This is a genomic window from Clostridium sp. CM039 (assembly GCF_055081075.1).
The window spans coordinates 148,050-174,261 of the sequence record NZ_CM143649.1 but is presented as its reverse complement, the minus strand read 5'-3'; the positions used below and the strand labels follow the sequence as shown (position 1 = coordinate 174,261).

The following is a 26,212-nucleotide window of genomic DNA, read 5'->3' as shown; positions in this document are numbered from 1 at the left end:
TGTAATTCTAAGCTAATTTTTACGTTTCAATATCCCTTGTATTGTATAATCCCTTTAATTCATCAACATTTTTAGCCATTAGTTCTCTCAATGAATCATCATGCATGCCTTCTTTAATATGTTGTACCCTCTCTGTCAAATGTTCTGTTTCATGGGCAATGTATTTACCTGTAAGCCGGCGTGCAATCACCCCTACTTGGTAATGAGTTATATTGGCAGGACACCTAGAAGCACAGATTCCGCACATAACACAGTCGAAAGATTCATGGGCACATTTCTCAATGTCTCCTCTTTGGGCATAGGCAATATACTGCATAACATTAAGGTCCTGGGGGCATCCCTTCGTACAAGAGTTACATCCAATGCAGCTGTATATTTCAGGATAAAGCTTCATCATTGTATCAGCCGTTGGCTCTAATTCATTCATATCATATAATTTTTTGTCTCCAGGAAAGAATGGCAATTGAGTAAGATACATACCATCTTCAACCTTGGTTTGACATGCTAAACATACCTTTAATTCTTTCTTACCTTTAATTCTATATATCGTGGCACAGGCACCGCAAAAGCCCGACCTGCATCCACAGCCTCTAACTAATTGATACCCTGCATATTCCATTGAATCCATGATTGTAAGGCTTGAGGGTACAGAGTACTTTTTATTTAATATATATATTTCCACCATTTCTTTATTGGACATTTTTATGCCTCCTTTGTTTATACCTAATCTCTAATGGGTTAAACGGTTTTAGTGTTTACATTAATATTCATCGGGAAGTTGATCTATTTCATCGCATCTAAATACAGGACCATCTTTACACACATATTTATCTCCGATGTTACAACGTCCGCATTTCCCTACGCCACATTTCATCTTTAATTCCAATGTGGTGTATACCTGATCCTTCTTAAATCCCATTTCTTCAAGCGTTTGAAGAACAAATTTAATCATAATTGGCGGTCCACATACCAAAGCCACTTTATTTGTGCTAAATCCAATCTCTTTAATATAACTGGGAACAAATCCTACATGTCCTTCCCATCCCTCGACTTCTCTATCAACCGTCAAATAAACGTCTGTATTAGACCTTGATGGCCAATTTTCAAAGATGTCTTTTGTCTGGACAAGATCTCCAGGCGTTCTTGCTCCATATAAAATATCTACCTTTCCATAATCGTCTCGATTATCCATTACATAGTTTATAACGGAACGAATGGGTGCTAGTCCTATACCCCCACCGATGAAAAGAAGATCTTTTCCTTTTAGCTCATTCTCTACTGGGAAATTATTTCCATATGGTCCTCTAATACCTATTTCACTCCCAACTTCCAAACCATGTAGATATTCTGTAACTACTCCACATCTTTTTACACTAAACTCCATATAACCCTTTTCTGTTGGAGAAGAAGTGATTGAGAAAATCGCTTCTCCAAGTGGAGGAACCGAAATCATCGCACATTGACCTGGCATATGTTCAAATGATTTTCCACCACCAGGTTTTGTAACCCTAAATGTAGTTACATCGTGTGTTTCTTCCCTAATGTCCACTATTTCAGCTAGTTCTGGCATTAAAGGATTTACATGTTTATGTTCATGTACATTACAATTGCAGCTCATTTTGTCCACCACCTAACTTTTTAATTACTTTAACAATATCCAAATGAACTGGACATTTTTCTATGCACCTTCCACATCCAACGCAAGCGTATACACCATTTTGTTTATTTGGATAATAAACAAGCTTATGCATAAACCGCTGTCTGAACCTTTCCTTTTGCGTTTTTCTGATATTTCCATGAGCCATCAGGGTAAAGTCCGAAAACATACATGAATCCCAGCAACGGAATCTTTCTCCAGATGTATCACCCTTAAAGTCACCAATATCGTAACAATGACAAGTAGGACATACATAAGTACATGAACCACAACCTAAACAACGTTCACTAAGTTCTCCCCAAATTTTAGATTCAAATAACTCCTTAAGCTCTCCCGTTATTTTTTTAGGGTCTATATTTGCTAAAGGAAGATTTTTAACTTTCACTTTTGTAGCCTCTTTCAATGCCTTTAATTCACTTATATCCTGCTCAGTTGCATCTTCTAAAATGTCCTTTAATTTCTCCGTTAAGTTTTCACCTTTTGATGTTTGTGGATTCCAAAGTATGCTATCTCCCATATCCCATGTGTTAACATCTACTTCTTTAGAAGCTGTCTGTGGTTCTATTCCAAATGAACTACAAAAGCAAGTTTCCTCTGGATCAAAACAGGCCATAGAAACGATGGTTCCTTTTTCTCGTCTTTCCTCGTATAAAGCATCTACAGGATCAACGAGGAATACATTGTCAAGTAGCTTAAAGCTCGCTGCATCACAATGTCTCACACCAAATAGTACATAGTCCTCTTTCTTTCCTCCTACATTTTCTAGTTCAAGTTTCTTTCCATCTCTTTTAAACTTTAAGTAGGTTTCACTTTGGGGGAAAATAAAACTTTTTGGTGAAATATTAGTTTTCAGTTTTTCTACATTCACCGTATCTCCTTGTTTCCACAGGTTGAAGTTTACATCTCCATCCACTTCAATAGGCAAAAACAATTCATAGGATTTATCAATCATACTAAAAAGCTGCGAAAACTGATTCTTTAATATTTTCTTCATCATTTTTTCCCACCTCCATGCGATGTAAAGGAATCACTATCATCCAGTTTATACATTCCGATTGGGGCTTGTTTAGATGGATCTACCCCTGCATCATATTCACCGTAAAGTTCATTTATATCTTTCATAATTTTACTATTTAATAGGTGAAGTGGGATATTTGCTGGACATACTCTGCTACATTCTCCACAGTCCACACAACGACCACCAACGTGATAAGCCCTAATAATATGATAAAACTGCTCTTCACTATCTAATTTTGCTTTACCTGATACGTCTGCCTTATCATTGTCAAAAATACATTTTACACAATTACATGCAGGACATATATTACGACAAGCATTACATCTTATGCATTTTGAAAATTGAGCAGCCCAAAAATCAGATCGCTGCTTATCTGTTAGGGATTCAAGTTTTTCCACATCTTTAAATCGTTCTAGTGGATCCACTTCTCTCCCTACAAAGTCCGACATCAACTGGTCATATACTACAGGATTCGGCTGTCTACATTTAATGCATTTGTCATATTCAAATTCACTTGCTGAAACCTTCTTTTCACCATCATTTTTCACAAATATAATTTCATCCCCAGATCTTTTCACGCTTAGAATGCCTTTATTTAACCCTCCTTTTTTTACTTTTTCTGGATCAATCATACCAGAGCAACTTACTCCATAGACCACAACCTTCGCGCGGTCTATTCTGTTATCATTTATCAGTTGGTTAAATCCAAGAGAATCGCATCCTTTTAAAAATATACCTACTTTTTTATTGTCCTTTAATTCCTTAAGTAAATATTTACTTAGGTTATTAACACAGAAGCAGTCCCATATTAAAGAATCTACTTTACCCGCTTCTGTAATAAATACGGGATAGGAATCATCAAAGGTATCTCCCTTTTCCCATCCTATAATTTTTTCTACTTCCCCATTTTCTAGGGCAAGTTTTGCGGTCGCTCTTATTTTTTCAGTTATCTTATCCATCTTTCATCCCTCAACTTTCTATTAGGACCAAGTTTATGAACTTTCTCTAATACATCATTCATAACGCTTGAAAATTTTTGTCCCTCTGCTGCTGAAATCCAATCCACTCTAAAACGTTCTTTTTCTATTCCCATAAATACAAGTAAATTTGTCAAAACTGAAAAACGTCGTCTTGTATGATAGTTTCCACTTGTATAATGACAATCCCCTGGATGACAACCGGCAATTACTACGCCGTCAGCTCCATGTTGGAATGCTCTGAGTATGAAGTTTTCACTTACTCTGCATGAGCATGGAACCCGAATAATTTTAACATTGGCAGGATATGCTAATCTGCTTGTTCCTGCTAAATCTGCTCCTGCATAACTACACCAGTTACAACAAAAGGCTACAATTAAGGGTTCAAATTTATTTTCATCTATTCCCTCGATTTTTTCGGCTTCTATCGACATATGGCATCCACCTCCGCTAAAATCTGTTTATTTGTAAATCCTTTAAGATCAATGGCACCAGGGCGACAAGCTACTGTGCATCCACCACAACCTTGGCAAAGTGCTTCATTTACCTTTGCAACTATTTTTGTAATTGTTTTCCCGTTCTCTTTAACTTCAATTGTACTTGATGAAATTGCATCATATGGACATATTTTAGTACACGCAAGGCATCCACTACAAATTGATTCATCTACTTCTGAAACACAAGGATTGTTAACCAATTTATCCTTACTTAATACCCCAATTACCTTTGCTGCTGCAGCACTAGCTTGTGCCACCGTTTCTGGGATATCTTTTGGTCCTTGGCATGCTCCCGCTAAATATATTCCTGCAGAATGAGTTTCCACTGGACGAAGTTTTGGATGAGCCTCTGTAAAGAAATTATTTGTATCTGTACTTATACCTAATATCCTTTTAATTGTAGTTGAATCGTCTTTGGCCTTAGTCGCCGCTGCGAGCACTACTAAATCTGCATCAATTTGAACTGTTTCTCCAGTCGAAGCATCAATAGCATTAACTTGAAGATTCTCTCCATTTGGAAAAACTTTACCAACCATACCTTTAATATAATGAACACCATATTCTTCAACAGCTCTTCGCTGGAACTCTTCAAAGTTTTTCCCTGGTGTACGAACATCAATATAAAAAACATAGGCTTCCATATCGGGATAATGATCCTTGAGTAACATTGCATGTTTTGCTGTATACATACAACAAATTTTAGAACAATAAGGTTTACCCCTAGAAGATTTGTCCCTTGATCCCACACATTGTATAAACACTACTTTTTTAGGCACTCTATGATTCGATGGACACACAAGATGGCCTGCTGTTGGCCCTGCAGCATTTGTTAATCTCTCAAATTCAAGAGATGTAATTACATCAGGGTGCTCACCATACTGATATTCTCCAAATTTATCTAAACCTATAAGATCATAACCTGTGCATACCACTATAGCCCCATATTGTTTTGTCATTTTAGTATCTTCCTGAGAAAAATCAATGGCACCCGCTGTACATACTTTTTCGCAAAGTCCACATTTCCCTGTTTTAAACTTGATACACTGTTCTCTATCTATAACAGGTACGTTTGGCACAGCCTGAGCAAAAGGCATATAAATAGCTCCTCTGTTATTTAAGCCTTCATTAAATTCATTTTTAGCTTTTTTTGAAGGACATTTTTCAGCACAAACGCCACAACCAGTACACTTGTCCATATCTACACTTCGTGTTTTTTGGTTAATGGTTGCTTCAAAGTTTCCCACATATCCCTTAACTGACTCTAGCTCACTGTAGGTGTATATGTTTATATTTGGATGAGACGCCGCATCTACCATTTTCGGTGTTAAAATACAGGCAGAACAATCCAATGTAGGGAATGTTTTGTCTAGCTGAGACATTTTCCCACCAATGCTTGGTGACTTCTCAATGATATCCACTTGATAACCAGCCTCAGCAATATCAAGAGCCGTTTGGATTCCTGCAATTCCTCCACCAATAATAAGTGCCCTTTTCGTTACATCTATTTCACCTGGTACAAGTTCGCTATTTAATGTTGCTTTAGCCACTGCAGCCCTAACAAGCGCTATGGCCTTCGGGGTTGCTATCTCTTTATCTTTATGAATCCAAGAACAATGTTCGCGAATATTTGCAACTTCTAATAAATAAGGATTTAATCCCGCTGCCTTTGCCGCTTTTCGAAATGTTGCCTCATGCATTCTAGGAGAACATGATGCTACCACAACTCGATCTAATTTTTGCTCTTTTATCGCATTCTTAATCAAATTCTGGCCTACTTCGGAACACATATATTGATAGTCTTTAGCATATACAACTCCAGGCATTTTTTCAGCTTCTTTTATAACTTTATCAATGTCCACGGTAGCTGCTATATTGCTTCCACACCAACAAACAAAAACTCCAATTTTCTGCAATTTGATCCCTCCTTTAAAATAACAGTATCATTATTTTTTTGTAAAAATTATTTATTATACTTTCTAAATGCACTTACAATTGCCTGCTGGGGCATTTTATCATCTATTTTTCCAAAGACCTCTTCAGCTTTTATTCTGTTTTCTCCTGTACGTCTAAGGATTATAAGCCTAACTGCCTCTAAAACGTTTGCAATATCTATATTCCTAGGACAACGCTGGGAACATGTAAAACATGAAGCACAAGACCAAATGGTTTTACTCTCTGTAACCTTGTCTAATTCTCCTGTCTGAAGTAATCTTATGACCTGATGAGGCAGGATATCCATACCTTCACTTGCAGGACAACTTGCTGAACATTTCCCACATTGGATGCAATCTTGTATCCTCTGCCCACTAATTTGAGAAATTTGATCTAACTCTTTTAATTTTTTGTCAGAATATATTTTCACTCTTTTCATTGCACTATCCCCTCCTATCTTATTTGACACCTAACGCTTCTGCTAAAAGCTCCGTGAAATAGCTGATAGATAGTTTATTTTTGGCCCCATCATTACTAATTTCTAGATTATATTTACAAAGTGGGCATGCAGTAACAATTTCTTCTACATCATTTTTTACAGCTGATTGAATTATAGTATTTGTCATCTTATTTACAAGATCCTTTTGATCTAAACAAAGATACCCTCCACAACACTCCGTTCTATAAGGATATATTACAGGAGTTGCACCAATGGCTTTTATAAAATCTTCTATAATAGAAGGGTTTTCTGGATCATCGAAATTCATTGTTCCACTGGGACGAAGTAGCAAGCATCCATAATATGCACCAATTTTACGATTAGTAAGAGGATTTGTTACTTTTTTAGCGAGTTCATCAAATCCTATTTCATCCCTGAGCACCTCAAGATAGTGAAGGACTTCCGTCTCTCCCGCGTATGCTTCTGTTAGCTCCAAGTAATTGTTAACCTTTGTTCTTATGTCATCTTTGGTCCTCATATCTTCATTGACCCTTTTAATCACGTGATGGCATGCTGCACATAAAGTAACTAGTTTTTCACCTTTGTCCCGTGCTCCTGCTAGGCTTCTTACTGAGGATAATTTAGTAGCTATTTCATCAGTGGCCATGGGATATACAGCACCACAACACTGCCACTCCTTTTGCTCTTCTAACTCAAACCCCAAAACGTTTGCAGCATCCAGTGCAAACTTTTCTAATTCCTGAGCTTTCGTCTTTAACGTACAACCTGGATAATAACTATACTTCATATTTATTCATCTAGACTTTTAAACAAACGAACAAGTCTAGATTTACACCTCCCTTCGACTTTGTTAATATTTCAACACTTATTAATAGAATAATATGGCATTTATCTTTTTAACATTTATGATTTAAAAAAAACAGTGGTGTTTATTTGATTTATTGATAAAGCTATAACAAATGTTATTCTAAATTAAAAAAACCATTAAACTATGATATAATGGTCTAAGCTTATAAAAGAGTGGAATATACGTTGTGAATTTAAAACGATTACAGTATTTTATCCCTTTAATCATGTTAATATTTTTACATTTATTAAAAAGAAGTACTGCTTTTCTCTTTTTAACATTTATGTTATTTTATTTAAATCCTTGTTAAAACTATAACACACGTTGTTATAAATTAAAACTATCATTTAACTATGATATAATAGTTAAAACTTATAATTAGGGGGATATGTTATGGAATTAAGACAGTTAGAGTATTTTCAAATGGTATGTCAATTAAATAATATTACACAAGCTGCCAAAAAACTTTATGTAACTCAACCTTCTATTACCAATTCTATCAAAAATCTAGAAAAGGAACTGTCCATTGTGCTCTTTGACCGCTCTAAAAAACAGCTTTCCCTCACAGACGAAGGCAAAATCTTCTTAAAAAGAGTAGATGATATTTTAAGACAAGTAACCAATGCCGTTGCAGAAATGAAGGATTGCCAGGATCTTAAAAATGTGATCCTGACAATAGGTATCCCTCCACTGATCAGTACTTTTATATTTCCAAAAGTATTTATTGACTTCCAAAAATCACATCCAAATATTAAACTCAATATTTCGGAATATGGGTCCCTTACAACAAAACAAATGGTAGAAAATGGAGACCTTGATTTAGGTCTGATTATCATCGATTCCTCCGATAAGTCCCTAGCTTACCTTCCCATTTTAAATAGTGAGCTCTTCGTTTGCTTAAAAAAGGAACACCCTTTAAGCAAACAACCAACCATTACATTTAAAGATATTAAGAACGAACCTATTATCCTACTAAAAGAAGGCTTCTACATCAGACAAAAGATATTAGAATCTTTTAATGAATGCAATATTCAGCCTAATGTTATTTTATCATCCACCCAATTAGAAACCATCAAGGGCCTTATTACCAATGGGGTTGGCATTTCTTTTTTACTAAAGGAAATTGTTGAAGATAATGAAAATATAACAAAAGTTCCATTTAGTACTGCTATTCCCATAAAAATTGCTCTCGTTTGGAAAAAAGATCGTTATCTATCCAACGCTTCAAAGGCATTTATTGATTTCTTAATTACAAACCCCATAACCCCTCTTAAGAGTTCATATTAGCTACGAATAATTTTATAATATAATTAATTACATAATTTAAGATGATAGTGAACTACCCCCCCTTTAGATGCACTAAAAATGAATATGCTCTGATCAATGTAAATGAAGAGTATATTATTGAGTATAAGTGGAATCGCCTTAAACCAACTGTCGGAAAATTGGACAGTATAATAAAACCTCGATCCTACAAGAAATAATAAGATGTTATATGGAACAAAAATGAAAAAACCACCTGGCTTCAGGTGGTTCTTTCATTTTTGTTTTGATTTCTTAAAGCCTTTAGATAATTATATATATATATGAGTTCTTTTGAAATCAATATATTTAACGAACCCTTTTTAATCTTTTTCGTCACCATATAAATATTAAAATATCCAAACATTACTATTTTGTGTACTAAAAGATAATTAATCAACATATTTTATTTAAAGGAGGTTAACTTATCTCCTAGGGAGCTGAACTGTCGTTAAATCATCTCCTGCGGAGCTGCATTTACGACTTCAGAAGGCGATTTATACTCCCACTGAAGTTTTATTTTTACTATAGTATGGAACTCTCACTTATAGAAATGGGAGACTTCCCTTCTGAGCTGTCGTTAAAGGATGTGGTTATTTGAGTATTAATAAAAGCAAATGTATTTTACTCGTAATTTGTGTGTTTTTTTCTTTAAGTCTCTTCGGCTGTAGATACAATTTTGATAAAAGCATTTTTATAAAAAGTAAACCAAACAATTTTTACTATACCAAGTTATTAATGAAAGATTTATCTCTAGAAAAGCCTACTGAGCATTATGCTCTATATATGAATTTTTATAAGAAGAAAGATTTTTCCAATGAGGATTTATCTTCATTCACCAAGTTTTTTAATTCATTAAATAATGATAGTTTCATAGATAAGCCAGCGAACTTACCAGATAAACCAATATATAAGATATTTTTAACCTTCAGCAAAAATAAATATATGATAAATGTCTATAACGAAAAATTCATTTCCATATATCCCTGGGATGGCTCCTACAAAATGGATTACATTGATACAAGTAAAATGTACAAAGCCTATAATCTTTATGGATTATGCAAATACCTTATACCTAAATAAGGTATTTGTTTTTTTATCCGGTTATTCCTTTAAGGATGCCTTGATTTCAATTATAGATTTATTTAAAATTGGATGCATAACATAAGGTGCTATATCACACAGTGGCTCTAAAACAAACATTCTTTCCTGCATTCTTGGATGAGGCAATATTATTTCATCTAAAGAACTAATAATATCATCATACAGTAGTACATCCAAATCTACTGTTCTAGGACCCCATCTTATAACTCTCTCCCTTTTTAATTCTTTTTCTATAGATAGCAGGAATCTTACAAGCTCTAATGGATTTAAAAGTGTTTTTATTTCAATAGCACAATTTAAGAAATCATCTTGCTCTAGATATCCTACTGGCTTAGTTTCATAAAATTTTGATGTTTTTGTTATTTGGGTATGATAAGAATTGTTTATAAGCTCTAATGATTCTTTCACATTTTTCTCTTTGTCCCCCATATTTCCACCTATACCAATATACGCTGTATGCCATTTTCTATCTATTTCTACCGCTGCATATTGAAGTGGTTTTCCAATAGGCGCCCAAGGTTTTTTTATTTTAACCTTTACTCTTTGAACTAAATCATATTTTAAGAGTATAAATTCAGCTAATTTTTCTGTAGCTTTCTCTATTAAATCATAACTTTCCTTATTAAATTCTTCCTCAACCAATTGACAAAGCTCACCATAATGAACCGTCCTAGTTAAATCATCAGTGATGCCTGCCTCTCTTAAACTAAGGAAAAGCTCCAATGAAATTAAAAAACGTTGTCCTAAGGTTTTTTCTTCCTTAAAGACACCATGGTGTCCGTAAACCTCTAAATCTTTTATATACATTTTGTCCATAGTATTGTCTCCTTTATAAATAAGGGTGTTTTCTTAGCTTCTACATATAGCATCTGTCATAACGCAAACCCTTTTATTCTCTAATACATCGTGTACCCTTATAAATTCGCAGCCCTTCATTATTCCAATAGTTGTAGTTGCAAGTGTTCCCTCAAGCCTATCACTTGCAGGTAAGTCTAGTGCAAACCCTATCATGGATTTTCTTGAGGTTCCTAGAAGTACAGGATACCCTAAACTATTTAGCTTTTCCAGGCTATTCATAGTTTTTAAATTATCTTCATAACTTTTTGCAAAACCAATGCCTGGATCCAAAATAATATTTTCTTTTTTAACTCCTGCTTTTAGTGCAATTTGGATACTTTCTTCCAAATCATTAATTATATCACAAACTAAGTTAGTATAATTTTTATTATCTCTATTGTGCATTAAACAACAAGGCACATTATACTTAGCAGCAACGCTTGCAATATATGCGTCCTTCTTAAACCCCCATACATCATTAATCATTGCTGCCCCTGCCTTTACTGCAAGCTCTGCAACTCTGCCTTTATATGTGTCCACAGAAATTGGGACGCTTATTTCCTTCTTTAAAGCCTCTATAATAGGTACTACCCTTTTAATTTCTTCTTCTTCACTTACGGGGTCATGTCCAGGTCTTGTGGATTCGCCACCAATATCAATAATATCTGCCCCGTCAGCAACCATTTTTTTCGCATGATTTATTGCTGAGCTAATATCCCTAAATTTTCCGCCATCAGAAAAGGAATCAGGAGTTACATTTAAAATCCCCATTATGTAAGTTCTTTTTCCTATTTCAAAATTTCGGTTTCCTATTTCCATAAACTTCCTCCTCATAATCTCATTCACTCTCAACTGTATTCCTAGTATGTTACCTTCAAATTCCTCTTCTCTACTGGCCATTTACAGCCATCAATAGCTTCGCAATTAAAACAATTTCTTGAAAGCTTGTCACACTTATATAATACATCACTTAAACTATTTAAATTTTCAGTATTGCTTCTATGTTTTCCTATAGCCTCTAGAATCTCATCTATTTCCTTAGCACTATATTTGCACTGCTTTAATATGTTTTTAGCAATTTCCCGGCTAGCAATATCATGAGGTGTCCCATTTTCATATTCTTCTCCCCGACCTATATCATGCAAAAGTGCAGTTGTATAAATTATGTGTTTTGGTATATTCAAATGCTTTTCTAAACTCATTATGTACATAAGTCGTGCCACGTCTAAAAAATGCTGCATATCATGCAGGCAAAAGTCTCTATGTTCTTCGAAGTTTTCTATCTTCCTTAAATTATACACAAAGCTATAGTTTTCTATAATAAGATTTATTTTATCATTCATTAAATTATTATCTATAATTTCCACCGTTGCCAAAAATCTATATAAATCTATAAATATTGTTTAATTCCCTGTTCAACGTGTCCGATTTTGCAATCTTTTCAGATATGCTACTTTGGTTTATATAACACTCCAAGGGCTTAAATTCCCATACAACGCATGGTACATATTAGTAGTATCGTTTAAGTGATTAATTATCATCTGCGATGCTATTAAACTACTAATTCATATCTACTTAGATTGATACTTGCATTATAATCTCTATCTATAACACAGCCACATTCCTCGCAGATATATGTTCTAACTGATAATGAAAGTTTTGGATTTATATGACCACACTCACTACAGGCTTTTGATAAATGTCTATTTTTCATCATTCCTTTTATATTAAGTGTTTCCATAACAACTCTTGAAGGCTTGGTTTTCACTATCGTATTCGTTGCTTGGTGATTATGATTACTTCTTATATTAGTTATTTTTCTATGAAGTAATTTAATCTGCTTTTCGATTTTTATAACATTACTTGTTTTGACAAACTTACTCCATTCTTTATTTTTTAGGTATTTGCAAGATACCCTACGTTGTAATCTACGTAGCCTTTTTTCATGTTTTTTACACTTTTTGTTTTGTTAATATTTTTAAATGTCATTCCATTGGAGCATATAGCAAGGTCTTTTATTCCGACATCTATCCCAATGCTCTCACTTGTTAATGCTACTATTGGTTGTTCTTTATCAATTCCAACTGATATAGAGTAGTGCCTTATTCCTTATGATTTTCTACATATCTATCATAATACCTTTTTATTTCAGATACAACTGTGCTTTCATTCACAACTTTATCTTCGATCTTATTCACCTTCATTATACCCATAATACTATTAGTTATAAAAACACCCTCAGCTTTCATTAATTCTTCTAATGTAAACTCGCCTTCTTGTACAATAAATCCTATAGGCAACAAATTTCGAATAACAAAATCTCGTACTATACCCGGTAATAACCCACATTTAATCTTTGGTGTAAATATAATTCCATTCTTGATGAAAAATATATTGCTTACAGCTCCCTCACTTATAAATCCCTCTGTGTTTAGAAATAGTGCTTCATTGTACCCTTTATCTATAATTTTATCTCGTTCAATTATGTTTTCAATGTAGTTGAGGGATTTCATATATGTTAAATTTGAATGCGCATTTCGCCTAACCTCACTTAATCCTAATGCAAACCCTTCATCATAATCACTTTGTTTATAGGCCATTTCTCTTTTAGTAATTATAGTGTTTTTCTCAGATACCATAATTTTGAGCACGCAGTTTTTACAATTGAGTTTTTGAGTAGCAGCATAAATTTCTGTTTCAGTAATTTTTTTATTTACGTTTAGTGTGTTAAGCCCTCTATTTAACCTTTCTATATGCTCAGCTAGAAATAATGGTTTTTCTTTAACTAATATAGTCTCAAATGCTCCCCTTCCAAATGAAAACCCACTATCTAAGGATATCTTATCCACACTTAATTCACCATTTACAAATATCATAATACCCCCTTAGGTTCCACCCATGTGACACGTGGCAAATTCTATAATTTAGTTTACAACTTTATTCACCAGCCTATAACACTCGCATTAACGCTTTTGCTTTATCTAAGGTCTCATCATATTCACATTCTTCATTGGAATCCCACGTTATTCCACCACCTACACCAAAATAGGCTTTATTGTCTTTTATTAAGATCGTTCTAATAATTATATTCAAATCTACATTTCCGTCAAACCCTAAATATCCAAGCGCGCCCGTATATATGTTTCTACGCACAGGCTCTAATTCCTCAATAACTTCCATGGAGCGTATTTTAGGTGCTCCTGTTATGGACCCTCCTGGAAAACAAGCTTTAATGCATTCTAGTGAGCTTACCGGCTCTTTTAATTCACCTACTACTGTAGATACTAAATGAAATACTGTACTGTACTCCTCTAATTTAAAAAGTTCCGTTACTTTAACTGAACTCGGCTTACAGACTTTACTTAAATCATTTCGCTCTAAATCCACCACCATTAGAAGTTCAGACTTATCTTTTTCGCTATTTATAAGTATGTTTTTATTTTTAAGATCTTCCCCTGCATCCATCCCTCTTGGCATAGTTCCTTTTATAGGTCTAGTTTCTACCATTCTATTTCTAATCCGCAAAAATCTTTCTGGAGAAGAACATATTATATTAAAATTTTCAAAATTCATAAATGCAGCAAAAGGAGCTGGATTTATATTTCTTAGATCTTTATATATTTCATATGCGCTTTTACGAGTGTTACAACTAAATCTTTGAGTTAAATTCGTGATATATATATCTCCACTTTTTATATAAGCTCTTACCTTTGATACAGTATTTATATAATTGTTCTTTTCAAAGTCCGACGTAAATTTATTCTTTATAACTCCTACTTTTTCATATACAATTTTATTGCCCTTTTGTATACGCTGCCTAATACCTTCAATACTGTCTTTCTGAGATTTAAGTATTCCTAGCGCAGATATATAAATACTTTTCTTAAAATTATCTAAAATTATAATGTTATCATAAAAATTATAATAGCAGTGAGGTATATCTACATCATCCTTTGCTATATTGGGTAGCTCTTCAACTTCCCTAGCCAGGTCGTAGGAAAAGTATCCTATACCGCCAGATACAAAAGGCAGCCCAGTATTATTTTCTATAGCGTATTCTTCAATAATTTTATTTAACTCTTCAAATGTATCCCCTATATATACTTCTTCGCCCTTATAGCACGTACCATTTTTACTTTTAAAGGTTAAAAAGCAGTTAATCCCTATAAAAGAATATCTTCCCAACGTTTTCTCGTCTCTAGCACTATCCAATAATATAGTATTTAAATCTTCTTTAAATAGTGAATATATTTCAAACCCATCCAGTTTTGTGTGAACTTTTTCAATTAGTAGTTCCATTTTTTCTCCTTAGCCTTTAATAACATTATTTTTAATTCTAACTTCATCGATAAAATTTTTAAGAATCTCGTGTCCATATTCAGTTAACTCTGCTTCAGGGTGAAATTGTACACCTTCAATAATATAATGCTTATGTCTTATTCCCATTATAACTCCATCCTCAGTTTCACTAGTTATTTCTAATACCTCTGGTAGAGATTCTCTCTCTATTACTAATGAATGGTATCTTGTAACCTTCATTGGACTCACGATATTCTTAAACACATATTTTCCACTATGCTTTATTTCAAATACTTTCCCATGCACTGGTTCATTTCCCTTAATAATTTTAGCACCAAACACCTTACCAATAATCTGATGACCTAAACATATTCCCAAAATAGGTATGCTACCTTTAAAGTTTTCTACTATTTCCATGCATTTACCTGCATATTCAGGAGATTTTGGACCAGGTGAAATGATTATTCCTTCGGGTTTAATTTTCTCAATATCCGCAAAGGAAATTTTATCGTTTCTATATACTAATATTTCCTCACCTAGCTCTTCAAAGTATCTAACTAGGTTGTATACAAATGAATCATAATTGTCTATCATCAAAAACATAAACTATCTCCTATTCTCTTATAATTACTTATATTATATCAAATAGTTTGCGTAAAATCATTAGGATTAAAATCAACTTTCATTGTTGGTTGTGGGCGTGTGCCTATGAGTAATTATATCATATAAGATTTTCAAAAATGATTTAATTATATTTCCTCTCTGCAAACTGCATGACTAAGCAACATACCGAATGCAATAAACACCAAAACCATACTTACCATAACTGCATATGGTCTCCAAATCCCCATGTCAAACTGAAATCCAGACACTTCATTTATAATTTGTGATGATGCCAGTGGCAATGCATTTAAGATAAATTGAAAAAATTTCCACGGAAGCTTAATAAATAAAGCCATGATGATATAGAAAATATTTATTCCTATTCCTATTGATGTAGCAAGGCTTGTACTTGCTGTTTTGTAGGATATCCATCCCATAATAGTTGTTAACGATAGCACCCCTAAAAGTTCACTTACAAACATTAAGAGTATTCCACTTCCTAATGTAGCATTACCTATAGAAAATAATGCAAATACCTTTAAACTACTCTTTAAAGTCTGAAGTCCAGTAGCTGAACCTAAAATTAATACGCTGCAAAGTGTTGCTGCCAAAGTTAAAAGCAAACCATATATCATAACAGGAAGAAGGCGAATGCCCATCATCCTTTTGCCAAAAACTGTTGCATACATAATTTCCATACTACCGTCTTCCATGCTATCAGAATAGGTGGATGCCGCAAAAAATGTTACCATAAATATAATTATTAGATAAAGAACCTTAAGAATGTTAAAGCTTTCAGTCCAAAGATAATAGCCTTCATATTGATAAAAAGGTGTTTTCACCTTATCTAGTTTTTCCAATGCTTTTGCTTGATTATTTTTAGGTATTTTTTCTATAAGTGCAGTAGATTTTTTTTCCCAACATGCATAAAAATTTTTAGCATAATAATCAGGAAATTCGGTTAGTTTATCTTCATTGTATAGTATTCCGGGATGAGAATAAACTAACCGACTTATAAAAGCTATAAGTGGGCTATATTTTATTTCATCTGACTTTTTGTCTCGCACTTTTTCTAGACCTAGCCATAATTTATCTTCAGTCATTTCACCAGCATATACAGACTCTTCTTTAATGACTTCATGTAGATTTTCATTTATTGCTATAGTGCGTAGATTTAATACACATGTAAGCAAAAGTAGACCTATTATTGAGAAGAAAACATATCTTGTAAAAAGGCGACGCTTTAATTCTTGATATATCATCTCCTTACCTCCTTCTATAGTTAAGTGTTGTAAAAATGGTACTAAGTAAAAATATAATTGAGCTTGCTATGAGCAAAATGGATGGCATCCATAGAGTCTTCCCTAAAATTGTAATGAATGGAAATTCTGTAGATTGTAAATATGAAAATACTATTCCTCCTGGTATAATCATCTTAATTATATCCATATTCCTAGAGTGACTAGTGATAGATACGCCTAAAATAAAAGAACCTAATATTGTAAGTATCGAGAATTGGATGGCTTTTGAGGATTTTTTAGATATAGATGAAATCCAAGTAGAAAAGCTTGACACTATTAAAATTCCTATCCAGCCTATGATAAATACATTTCTAAGTAAGTCACCTTGAGTATATGGAAGAAAACTTCTACTTGAAACCTGTATTGAAGTATTTAAAGCATCAGCAGGTAATAAGTACTTTAATAGCAAAACATAAAGACCAACTCCACAAAGATATATAATAGATGCCATAATTAAAGGTATACTAATTTTTGCTATAGTGAGGTTTTTCCTGCCTTTTGCTGTAGTAGTTATAATTTCATCCATTCCATTTTCTTTATCATTGGTTATTATGGAACTTGAAAAAACCCCTAACATAACCATAAGTACAAATGAGAAAAATGCAATATGCACAATTCCAGCGTTCCATTGCATAAATCCAGTGTAATAAGTATAAGGTTTTTTCACTTTATCCAATAGAGAGAGCGCTAAGGTCTTTTCATTTTTATTAAGTGCATTTTTATCAATATAATTACCATAGAATAAATCTTCATTTTCATAAAAATTCATTCCTGCATCCTTAGGAATATGCAAAAGGTCACTTGCTGATTCTCCTATCATAGTTTTCAAGCGAAACTCCTGGAGAATTAATTGGTCAGCATAGACAGTATATTTCAACAAGTCTTTAGTAATTACTACATCCCTGTCATTATCACCTTTTAATGACTTTAGAAAAATATCACAGCCACTTTGAAATTTATCTAAAGTCATTTTACCTTCAGTGCCTACTCTATCCTTACCTGCTGCTTCTATTGCTGATCTACCTTTATATTCTTTGTAAACTCCTTGCTGCAAAAAGTCTTCAGTAGCTCCCCCTACAATAAACCATGTCCATAATCCTGCCAAAGCAATTGCAATTAAAACATATGTTAGAAGCCTTTTAAAATTTAGTTGTCTTTTTAACTCTTGAAAAAACACATCCATTTTTATACCTCCTTAACTTTTGAAAGGTAAAAATCATTAAGAGAAGGTGAAACTAATTTACTATTTTTTAATGGAATATCTGCAACATAACGAATTGAAACCTTCCCACTAGATTCATTACGAAAATTCATAATTTTATATTCATTTTCTAGCCGTGAAAGTTCATTTTCATCAATAACAGTCTCAAACACATTACCATCAAGTGTTTCAATTAAAGAATGAGCTTCTCCTGCTGCAATTACTTTACCTTTTTCCATAAGCACAAGGAAATTAGCAATAAATTCAATGTCTGAAACAATATGTGTAGATACAATAATGATTTTTTCTTTGCTTATTGCAGTTAAATACTTACGAAATTTGTTTCTTTCCTCAATATCTAAACCAGCAGTTGGTTCATCTACAATTAAAATATCAGGATTATTTAACATAGCTTGACATATTCCAACTCTACGCTTCATACCTCCGGAAAGTTTATCAATCTTTTTTTTTCTAACTTCCGACAAATTAAATCCATTTAATAATTCACTGATTCTTTTATTTCTAATTTCTTTATTAAGCCCTTTTAAAGTTCCAATATAATGGAGAAAATCTTCAACAGATTGATTTTTATCATATCCAAAGTGCTGAGGCAAATATCCTATTTTATCTAGATACGAATCCTTAAGGCTGGCGATATTTACATCGTCTAACATTACTTTACCCTTACTTGGAGTTGTATTAGAAGCTAGCATTCTCATTAATGTGGTTTTCCCCGCACCATTTGGTCCTAAAAGTCCCCAAATCCCTGGAGTAAATTCAAGATCTATATTATCAACAGCCTTTAAATCTTTAAACTCCTTAGAAATATTATAAGCAAATAATTTCATATTTTTTTCCTCCTTATTAAAGCAAAAGCAATAAAAAACCTTTCTTCTATCTTCAGTATAACTGAGATAAAAGAAAGGTTTATTCATAAATTATTTAGTATTTATAAAGATTTTGTTAAGAATTGGGTAGAGTAATAATAAATACAGTATGTCCATCCTGACTTTCCGCTTCTAAAGAGCCCTGATGCTTTTGTACAATTTCTCTTGCAATAGCCAAACCAAGTCCTGCCCCGTTTGATTGACTTCTTGACTGATCTCTTCGATAAAACTTTTCAAATATAAGTTTTAGTTCCTGTTGATTTATTACGTCACCATCATTTTCTACAAACAATTGCATACTACATTTTCCCATTTCGGACTTTATTTTTATGACAGAATCCTTGTGGCTATATGCTATAGCATTCTTTAATAAATTGTTTAACACCCTGGCAAATAGTGATCCGTCGGCATAAATCTTAATACTCGGAGTAAGGTTTATATTAAATTTTAAGTTTTTCTCCTTAAGTAAAGGATATAGTTCCTCAGTCAACTGCTCTAGGAAAAACTCTGCATCTAGTATACTTTTATTCAAAGGGATTTCCTGAAGACTAAAACGAGTAATATCAAAAAACTGATTAGTTAAATCTTCCATTCTATAGGATTTTTCCAAAAGTTTCTTTATATAGTCTTTACGAACCTCCTCTGGCACCTCAGATTCATCTAAAATTGTGAGATAGCCAACGATGCTTGTTAATGGAGTTTTTAAATCGTGTGCTAAATAGGTTACAAGGTCATTTTTCTTGCTCATCTCCATTAATATCTCCTGCTTCACAAGTTCATTCTCATGTCTAAGTTCATTTATCTCAGAATCAATTAGTTTTAGTTCTTGAACTTTTTCAGGTACCTCTCCCTTGCTGAGCAAAGATATTCTTTGCTCTAACTGATTTATTATTTTTTTTCGTTCCTTACTTTGTGAGTATCTTGATGTATAGTAAACAACAATCGCTAAAAGAAGAAAACTTCCAATAACCATATCTCTCAAAAATTCTGCCACAGTTGATTGCAATTTCAAATCAATAAATAACATTAATCCTATAAATATAAAAAAAGCTAAAATATAATAATTCCAGTTCCATTTTTTAATCTTCAATGATATAGCCTACCCCCCAAACAGTTTTAATATATTCCGGATGTTCAAAAGACTCCTCCATTTTTTCTCTTAAGTTTCGAATATGAACTGTTATTGTATTTGTAGATTTTGAATAATACTCATCATCTCTCAACAAATGAAATAGCTTTTCTCCATTTAAGACATGTCCTTTGTTTAATAGTAATATTTCAATAAGGTTAAATTCTGTAGGTGTTAGTTTTAGTTCCTTGCCATTTAAATTAACATGCCTACTATTTTTATCTAAGATTAACCCTTTATAATATATAGTATTATCATCTTCCTTTGTACCTTCCCCATACTGCTTGTATCTCCTAAGCTGAGCTTTAACCCTTGCCATAACTTCCAAGGGATTAAAAGGCTTAGTTATATAATCATCTGCACCATAAGTAAGACCTATTATTTTATCTTGATCCGCTGTTTTTGCAGTGAGCATTATTATAGGAAATTTGTATTTGGTGCGTATATTTTTACAAATGTTTAGCCCACTTATATCTGGCAGCATTAAGTCCAAAATAACTAAATCCAGCTCTGTATCTTCAAGAACTTCAAAAGCCCTCTTACCATTTTCAGCTTCCAATATTTCGAAAGATTCAGCTTTCAAATAGATTTTTAATATATCTCGAATATCTTTATCATCTTCCACAATCAAAATTCTCTCCATTTAATTCCTCCATATGTTTATATTAAAAAGCTTACAATATTCTCAATTCCATTTAAACATATATAGTGTCACCTGACCTAGTAGTATTATATCAAATAATTCCAATAAAATCATTATGATTAACATACACTGAAAGCTTTCACTTGCTATTATTTTATATATAATTTAAATACTACCTCTTCCCTTTCTTTAAAACCTTTTATAATCCCTCCATGAAGTTTTACAATATCCTTCACAATAGACAGTCCTAAACCACTACCCTCATCATGCCTAGACTGATCCTTTTTATATAATCTTTCAAAAAAACTATCCACTTCTGCTTCTGAAACTGTCTCTCTAGGAACATTGCTCACGCAAAAAACTCCATAGCTTATGCTATTTAGTTCTTCTTTGAAAATTTTAATTTTCACTACAGTATTTATTTTAGAGTATTTTAAAGCATTACTTATGATATTATTAACTGCCCTACCAATCAAATCAGGATCACCATTTATGTAAACAGGCTCCTTTGATAGCTCCACTTCTAGTTTTAATGAGTTCTCATCAAATCCACTTGCTTCATCCTCGAATATCTGTCTTCCCAATTCATTTAGCTCTAAGTTTTCAAAATTTAATATTATATCCTTTGATGTTAGTTTTGAATATTGAAAAAAGTCCTCCAGCATAGTTCTAAGATATACACCCTTACGTTCTATGATGCTTATATACTTACTTAGCTCTTCCTTAGAATTGTATTTGTCCTTCTTAAGAATATCAATATATCCAAGTATTGTTGTCAGAGGAGTTCGTAAATCATGTGAAATATTGGTGAGAAATTCGCTTCTTTTTCTATCTTCTTTTTCAAGTTCAGATGCCATAAAGTTAATACCTTCTGCAAGCTCTCTTAATTCGTTGTTATAGTGAATGGGTACTCTGTGAGATAAGTTCCCTTTGGCTATAATTTGCACTGAGAATTTCATTTTTGAAATATAGGATACCCTCCCCCAAACTAATATAAAAAAGATTATTACAAATCCTATTAAGGCCCAGAGCATCATCATGCTGTCACCATTTCCATATCCAAGGTAAACGTAATATAAGAAATATCCATCCTTTAAATATTCACAGCCAGATACTCTGAAATCCTTTTTATATTTGCTTGGCACAGAATATTCTCTTTTGCCATCTTTTAGCTCATTCTTGTCTATGACTTGTACTCCTTTACTATTTTGAACTATAACATTACCCCTCTGATCTACTATATAGAAACTGTACCCTTGATTATATGAATATTTATCATTTATAAGTTGCTTTAGCGCTATATTATTACTAAGATTACTGTTTTTCAATTCCTTCTCTAAGTTCGGTATACACTTATCATAAATATTATTTATTCTAAGTGTAGGATTTTTATTATAAATTCCCACTCCTTTATCTTTTATCATTGCGGAACTCAAAAATGAAATCACAAAAGCAATTAATGCTATAATAACTAACTCACCCTTAAGCTTAACAATCCTTTTCAACTTTATACCCCATTCCCCAAATAGTTTTTATATACTTACCCACTTTAACCTTATCACCTAATTTATCCCTAAGGTTTCTCATGTGTACAATAACGCTGTTATCATTTTCTAAAAATGTATCCTTCCATATTTGCTCATACAGCACTTTGGTTGAATATACTCGTCCCTTATTTGAAGCTAAGGTGCTTAAAATCTCAAATTCCTTAGGGGTTAACATGATTTCTTCCCCAAATCTTTGTACTGTATGTTCTAAAAGATTTATTTCTAAGTCCTTTATTTTTAAAATACTATCTATAGCCACATTACTATCTGATGTTCTTTTTAATATTGAAAGAACTCTTAATGATAATTCTGTAAAGTCAAAGGGCTTAACTACATAGTCATCGCATCCCTTAGTAAATCCCTTTATTTTGTCCATTTGTTCACCTTTAGCAGTTAACAGAATTACAGGGGTATCACAAAACCCCCTCATCTTGGCTAACATTTTATAACCATCCATTTTAGGCATCATAATATCTAATAATATCAGTGAAAAGGCCTTATTTTTACTAATTATTAAACCTTCCTCTCCATCACAGGCGTAATCAATTTCATAACCTTCTCTAGAAAAATAATTACCTAACATTTCTCTTATGTCTAAATCATCATCCACAATTAATATATTTTTCTGCATTTTACCACCTATCTTTAAGTTTTTTCTTAATTATACAATTTTAGTTCTCTCTTAAAAACTCATAAGAATTATATTTTATCATAGTGATAAACGGATAGATGAAGGTAGCCACAGTGAGAGTTAGGCTACAAAGTAATAATACAATCAAGTCCCATAAAGAATATACTGCATTAATTCCTAGTAGCTTAAAAAACAACTTTGAAACCGAAACATAGAAGCCATAAGACAGAACACATGACACTATGATAAGTATGCTTCCTTTAAAGATGTAAACTTTTGATATAAACCCTTTTCCTAGGCCTAAAGCTCTTATTACCGTTTCTTCTTTTCTTTCTTCTAGAAACGTAATGTTCAAAAGATTAATATTAAAAATTAATGATGCAAACACTACCATAAAAGAAAGTGCTTTAAATATATTAAGAAATTTCCCTATATATGTTGACATAGCGCTACCTAGAATATCAATTGATATAACAGGACTGTCCCCTAGTTTATCCATCCATTTAGTGCCGTCAGCCTTAATGTAAAATTTAGAATCATTGCTATATCCACGATAAGGCAGTAGAATGCACATACTATCTATAATCGAATTATCATAAACGCCCTTTATTTTTATATTTACTGTTTTATCTTTATAATATATGTGAAGTATATCTCCAACCTTCAACTTATTTTTCTTTTGGTACTCAGAAGTAATCAAGCACCCGTCTTCTCCGTCAAAAAGTTTTTTACCTTCCACCATTTTAAACTCCAGCTTGTAATCTTCCTTTTTTATTTCTATAAAGGCAATTAATTTTAGTTTAATATTATTGTTTAGGACTTTACCTGTTGAATTATAATTTTTAATATACCCTTCAACCCCATTTTCTTTTGTAAGAACATTTTCCAGATTTAGGTTTTCTTTAGAAGGCAAAATATAGTTATATGGCAGCGCTGTAGCTAAAGATTTATTCATGCTATTTTTAACATTGTTGTTTAGATTTAATGTGATCATAATAAATACTAGAGTAATAGAAAAACTTACAGTAAGCAAAATAAATGTTAAAAAGTTTTTCTTCATATTTTTAAAGGAATACATTAATAATTGACTTCTGTAATGAATGGAAGAAAAAATCTTCATCAATACTGCGCTTGCAATCAAAAATATTAAAATGATACATATTATACCTAATGAGGTTGCAAAATTTACAGAACTTCCTATATAAACCGAGTATACGAATAGCATTACAGGTATTAATAATATGAGGTAGATAAATATACGCTTTTTTACTATCCCATTCTTTTCTTCATTTTCTCTTAGAAGCCATAAACCTTTAAAATCATCTATTATTAATAAAGGTATATTTGAAAACATCTCGAAGAATAGTGTATTTATAATAATTCCTTTTGAAAATATCCGCAATTCTTCTATAAAACTTATACTTTGAGGAATATAATTCATTTTTAATATGAAATTGGATATTAAAATAGTGGTTAAAACAGATAAGATTACGGGCAATAAAACTATAATAGATAATTCCATTCTTAGAGCATTTTTTATATCCTTATTTTTAAGGGATAAAAGCTTCATAATAGATATATCTCTTTTTCGTCTTATTATGAGCATTATTGAGGTCGTTATTATTACTATTGAAGATAGTATATACCCCATAGTGGTCAATATTCCAAAAGAAGCAAATTGTACATCTGTCTCACTTTTAAGCGTTCGCTCTTTATCCTTTATTGAACTATACATATATCCATCTTCCTTAGACTTTATACGCTGTTTCAACTCTTCTCCATCAGTATTTCCACCGATATAAATTAAATTACCCTCACTTCCACTGACACTTTCACTTATTTTTCCGTAACCAATTATTGTTTCATCATTAGTTACCCCTTTAGGAATTGTTTCTATTTCTTTAACCGTATAGGCTTTTGTTCCCCCATCAGTTTTTATATTAATTTCATCTCCGATTTTAACAGCAAGATTCTTTGCCATAGATGAATCCAAAATTATTTCATCCTTTTTAATGTTCTGCTCACCTAATATCAAATTAGCGTAAAATTTACTGCTTTTACTGTTTTGAAAAAAGGCAGGAGTAGTTTTTTTATAAGTAACCTTATAACTCTCTTTTTTTAATATACTTATTTCTTCATTAAAATCTTTAGATTCATAAAATGACTTTATAAATAAATCCCCACCGTTAGCCTCCTTTATACTTTTCTTATTGTATTCATTTATATTTGCGGAAATAATAGGAGCAGTAATGGATAACGTTGTAGTAAGCAATATAGCGATCATGGTGAATAATAAAATCAGCTTTTCCTTTCTCAAATTTTGCAAATTGTATATTTTAAAAATCTTAAGCCAGTTCATTCAAAACACCATCCTCAAGGAAAAATTTTCTATCTCCCAAAGAGCCTATTCTTTCATCATGCGTTACTATAGCAAGGCAGCAACCACTTTCCGCTTTAACCCTCATTAAAAGTTCAATAACCCTTTTACCATTTTCAGAATCTAGAGCACCTGTAGGTTCATCACATAGTATGAATCTAGGACTGTTAACAAGTGCTCTCACTACAGCTACTCTTTGGGCTTCTCCACCAGAAAGTGAGGTTGCTTTAGCATTTTTCTTATCTAACAAGCCTACCTTTTTTAATAAAGCTTCACATTTTTCTATTTTCTCTTTTTTACCTTCTTTGCTATCCATAGCTAACAATAAATTTTCTAAAGGTGTCAAACCCGTTATTAAATTAGAATTTTGAAAAATAAGTCCGATATTTTTACGTCTTAATACCTCTATTTCTTTTTCTTTCTTACCACTGATAATCTTATTGTCAAAAAAGACTTCACCAGTACTTGAAGCTTCAAGCATTGACAAAATATATAGAAGTGTAGACTTTCCACCTCCTGAAGGACCCATTATAGTAATAAAATCCCCTTCCTCGATTGCCATGTCTATGTTTTTCAGAACCTCCTGCTCCATATTTTCGCGTTTATATTTTTTATTCACAGCTTTTAATTGAATCATATAAGTACCCTCCAAATTTTTATAATTGTAATCAAGTCACATTTACAATTATAAAATATGAAATGTATGAAATATATGTCTTAAAAATAAGCAAATTATAAAGATTAGTTATACGAGTAACTATCTCGCAGGCTACCACCTATACAATTGCAAATAAAAAGAGCCTAACATTTAATAAATATTCAATAATAATTATTATTTATTATAATTCCCTTTTAATATTCACCAATATTGGTTAAAATGGTATTAGGCACATAAAAATAAATAGGCTACAATAGACTCGTATATTGTCTTGTTATTTATTTTTATATCCCTTAATGCTAAAC

At 32.4% G+C, this 26,212-nt stretch carries 25 protein-coding genes and 1 pseudogene; 2 read left to right on the top strand and 24 right to left on the bottom strand.

Annotated elements, in window-relative coordinates; genetic code table 11:
- Positions 1–19: 19 nt before the first annotated feature.
- From ACWJJ2_RS00715 to ACWJJ2_RS00680, 8 genes are read right to left on the bottom strand one after another with little or no spacing between them, the layout of a single operon-like run.
- Positions 20–700 carry a 4Fe-4S dicluster domain-containing protein gene (locus ACWJJ2_RS00715; RefSeq protein ID WP_216301756.1) on the bottom strand — a complete coding sequence of 227 codons (681 nt, stop codon included), beginning with the start codon at positions 698–700 and terminating at the stop codon, positions 20–22.
- Between the two features lie 60 nt (positions 701–760).
- The gene (locus ACWJJ2_RS00710) at positions 761–1,618 is read right to left on the bottom strand and encodes an FAD/NAD(P)-binding protein (RefSeq protein ID WP_216301755.1); all 858 of its coding nucleotides are present in this window, start codon (positions 1,616–1,618) and stop codon (positions 761–763) included.
- Positions 1,602–2,654 (bottom strand): 4Fe-4S dicluster domain-containing protein, encoded by a 1,053-nt coding sequence (locus tag ACWJJ2_RS00705; RefSeq protein ID WP_253198054.1) that lies wholly within the window; start codon positions 2,652–2,654, stop codon positions 1,602–1,604. The genes ACWJJ2_RS00710 and ACWJJ2_RS00705 overlap by 17 nt, the downstream gene beginning before the upstream one ends.
- Complete coding sequence (locus ACWJJ2_RS00700; RefSeq protein ID WP_220285981.1) at positions 2,651–3,634, bottom strand: 4Fe-4S dicluster domain-containing protein; 984 nt, start codon at positions 3,632–3,634, stop codon at positions 2,651–2,653. The genes ACWJJ2_RS00705 and ACWJJ2_RS00700 overlap by 4 nt, the downstream gene beginning before the upstream one ends.
- Entirely contained in the window at positions 3,622–4,086 is a 465-nt protein-coding gene (locus ACWJJ2_RS00695) for a hydrogenase iron-sulfur subunit (RefSeq protein WP_165412857.1), read from the bottom strand. Before ACWJJ2_RS00695 ends, ACWJJ2_RS00700 begins: the two co-directional genes overlap by 13 nt.
- Complete coding sequence (locus ACWJJ2_RS00690) at positions 4,077–6,062, bottom strand: FAD-dependent oxidoreductase (RefSeq protein ID WP_462953727.1); 1,986 nt, start codon at positions 6,060–6,062, stop codon at positions 4,077–4,079. Before ACWJJ2_RS00690 ends, ACWJJ2_RS00695 begins: the two co-directional genes overlap by 10 nt.
- Before the next feature lie 47 nt (positions 6,063–6,109).
- Positions 6,110–6,520, bottom strand: coding sequence for a 4Fe-4S dicluster domain-containing protein (locus ACWJJ2_RS00685; protein WP_216301752.1), 411 nt, complete (start codon positions 6,518–6,520; stop codon positions 6,110–6,112).
- Between the two features lie 19 nt (positions 6,521–6,539).
- Positions 6,540–7,328: a CoB--CoM heterodisulfide reductase iron-sulfur subunit B family protein gene (locus tag ACWJJ2_RS00680; protein ID WP_216301751.1), complete on the bottom strand. Its 789-nt coding sequence runs from the start codon at positions 7,326–7,328 to the stop codon at positions 6,540–6,542.
- 453 nt (positions 7,329–7,781) lie between these two features.
- Between ACWJJ2_RS00680 and ACWJJ2_RS00675 the strand changes: the two genes are divergently transcribed.
- Both ACWJJ2_RS00675 and ACWJJ2_RS00670 read left to right on the top strand, forming a co-directional pair.
- Positions 7,782–8,675, top strand: coding sequence for a LysR family transcriptional regulator (locus tag ACWJJ2_RS00675; RefSeq protein WP_462953726.1), 894 nt, complete (start codon positions 7,782–7,784; stop codon positions 8,673–8,675).
- A gap of 612 nt (positions 8,676–9,287) precedes the next feature.
- Positions 9,288–9,773: a DUF4883 family protein gene (locus ACWJJ2_RS00670; protein WP_462953725.1), complete on the top strand. Its 486-nt coding sequence runs from the start codon at positions 9,288–9,290 to the stop codon at positions 9,771–9,773.
- 21 nt (positions 9,774–9,794) lie between these two features.
- Here the strand turns inward: ACWJJ2_RS00670 and folK are convergent, their stop codons facing one another.
- The 16 genes and pseudogenes from folK to ACWJJ2_RS00590 form a co-directional block, all read right to left on the bottom strand.
- Positions 9,795–10,610 carry a 2-amino-4-hydroxy-6-hydroxymethyldihydropteridine diphosphokinase gene (gene folK / locus ACWJJ2_RS00665; protein WP_220285984.1) on the bottom strand — a complete coding sequence of 272 codons (816 nt, stop codon included), beginning with the start codon at positions 10,608–10,610 and terminating at the stop codon, positions 9,795–9,797.
- A 33-nt stretch (positions 10,611–10,643) separates the two neighbouring features.
- Positions 10,644–11,450 carry a dihydropteroate synthase gene (folP, locus tag ACWJJ2_RS00660; RefSeq protein ID WP_220320161.1) on the bottom strand — a complete coding sequence of 269 codons (807 nt, stop codon included), beginning with the start codon at positions 11,448–11,450 and terminating at the stop codon, positions 10,644–10,646.
- A 41-nt stretch (positions 11,451–11,491) separates the two neighbouring features.
- Complete coding sequence (locus ACWJJ2_RS00655; RefSeq protein WP_258280787.1) at positions 11,492–11,998, bottom strand: HD domain-containing protein; 507 nt, start codon at positions 11,996–11,998, stop codon at positions 11,492–11,494.
- A gap of 185 nt (positions 11,999–12,183) precedes the next feature.
- Positions 12,184–12,734: pseudogene (locus ACWJJ2_RS00650) on the bottom strand (RNA-guided endonuclease InsQ/TnpB family protein); the annotation flags it as partial.
- Positions 12,734–13,507, bottom strand: a complete 774-nt coding sequence (locus ACWJJ2_RS00645) for an aminotransferase class IV (protein ID WP_220320159.1) — start codon at positions 13,505–13,507, stop codon at positions 12,734–12,736. The pseudogene ACWJJ2_RS00650 and the gene ACWJJ2_RS00645, both read right to left, overlap by 1 nt.
- A 73-nt stretch (positions 13,508–13,580) precedes the next feature.
- Entirely contained in the window at positions 13,581–14,930 is a 1,350-nt protein-coding gene (pabB, locus tag ACWJJ2_RS00640; protein WP_462953724.1) for an aminodeoxychorismate synthase component I, read from the bottom strand.
- 9 nt (positions 14,931–14,939) lie between these two features.
- A complete protein-coding gene (locus tag ACWJJ2_RS00635) occupies positions 14,940–15,533 on the bottom strand; it encodes an anthranilate synthase component II (protein ID WP_462953723.1) in 594 nt (197 codons plus the stop codon).
- Between the two features lie 146 nt (positions 15,534–15,679).
- On the bottom strand, positions 15,680–16,795 hold the full coding sequence (locus tag ACWJJ2_RS00630) for a hypothetical protein (RefSeq protein WP_462953722.1): 1,116 nt from the start codon (positions 16,793–16,795) through the stop codon (positions 15,680–15,682).
- A gap of 4 nt (positions 16,796–16,799) precedes the next feature.
- On the bottom strand, positions 16,800–18,017 hold the full coding sequence (locus ACWJJ2_RS00625; RefSeq protein ID WP_216301744.1) for a hypothetical protein: 1,218 nt from the start codon (positions 18,015–18,017) through the stop codon (positions 16,800–16,802).
- A 2-nt stretch (positions 18,018–18,019) separates the two neighbouring features.
- A complete protein-coding gene (locus ACWJJ2_RS00620) occupies positions 18,020–18,883 on the bottom strand; it encodes an ATP-binding cassette domain-containing protein (RefSeq protein ID WP_462953721.1) in 864 nt (287 codons plus the stop codon).
- A gap of 115 nt (positions 18,884–18,998) precedes the next feature.
- Complete coding sequence (locus ACWJJ2_RS00615) at positions 18,999–20,012, bottom strand: sensor histidine kinase (RefSeq protein ID WP_462953720.1); 1,014 nt, start codon at positions 20,010–20,012, stop codon at positions 18,999–19,001.
- The gene (locus ACWJJ2_RS00610; protein ID WP_462953719.1) at positions 20,002–20,694 is read right to left on the bottom strand and encodes a response regulator transcription factor; all 693 of its coding nucleotides are present in this window, start codon (positions 20,692–20,694) and stop codon (positions 20,002–20,004) included. Before ACWJJ2_RS00610 ends, ACWJJ2_RS00615 begins: the two co-directional genes overlap by 11 nt.
- Positions 20,695–20,843: 149 nt before the next feature.
- A complete protein-coding gene (locus ACWJJ2_RS00605) occupies positions 20,844–22,199 on the bottom strand; it encodes a HAMP domain-containing sensor histidine kinase (protein ID WP_462953718.1) in 1,356 nt (451 codons plus the stop codon).
- The gene (locus ACWJJ2_RS00600) at positions 22,183–22,872 is read right to left on the bottom strand and encodes a response regulator transcription factor (protein WP_462953717.1); all 690 of its coding nucleotides are present in this window, start codon (positions 22,870–22,872) and stop codon (positions 22,183–22,185) included. The genes ACWJJ2_RS00605 and ACWJJ2_RS00600 overlap by 17 nt, the downstream gene beginning before the upstream one ends.
- A 40-nt stretch (positions 22,873–22,912) precedes the next feature.
- A complete protein-coding gene (locus tag ACWJJ2_RS00595) occupies positions 22,913–25,231 on the bottom strand; it encodes an ABC transporter permease (RefSeq protein ID WP_462953716.1) in 2,319 nt (772 codons plus the stop codon).
- On the bottom strand, positions 25,218–25,886 hold the full coding sequence (locus tag ACWJJ2_RS00590) for an ABC transporter ATP-binding protein (protein WP_220285991.1): 669 nt from the start codon (positions 25,884–25,886) through the stop codon (positions 25,218–25,220). The genes ACWJJ2_RS00595 and ACWJJ2_RS00590 overlap by 14 nt, the downstream gene beginning before the upstream one ends.
- Positions 25,887–26,212 lie beyond the last annotated feature (326 nt).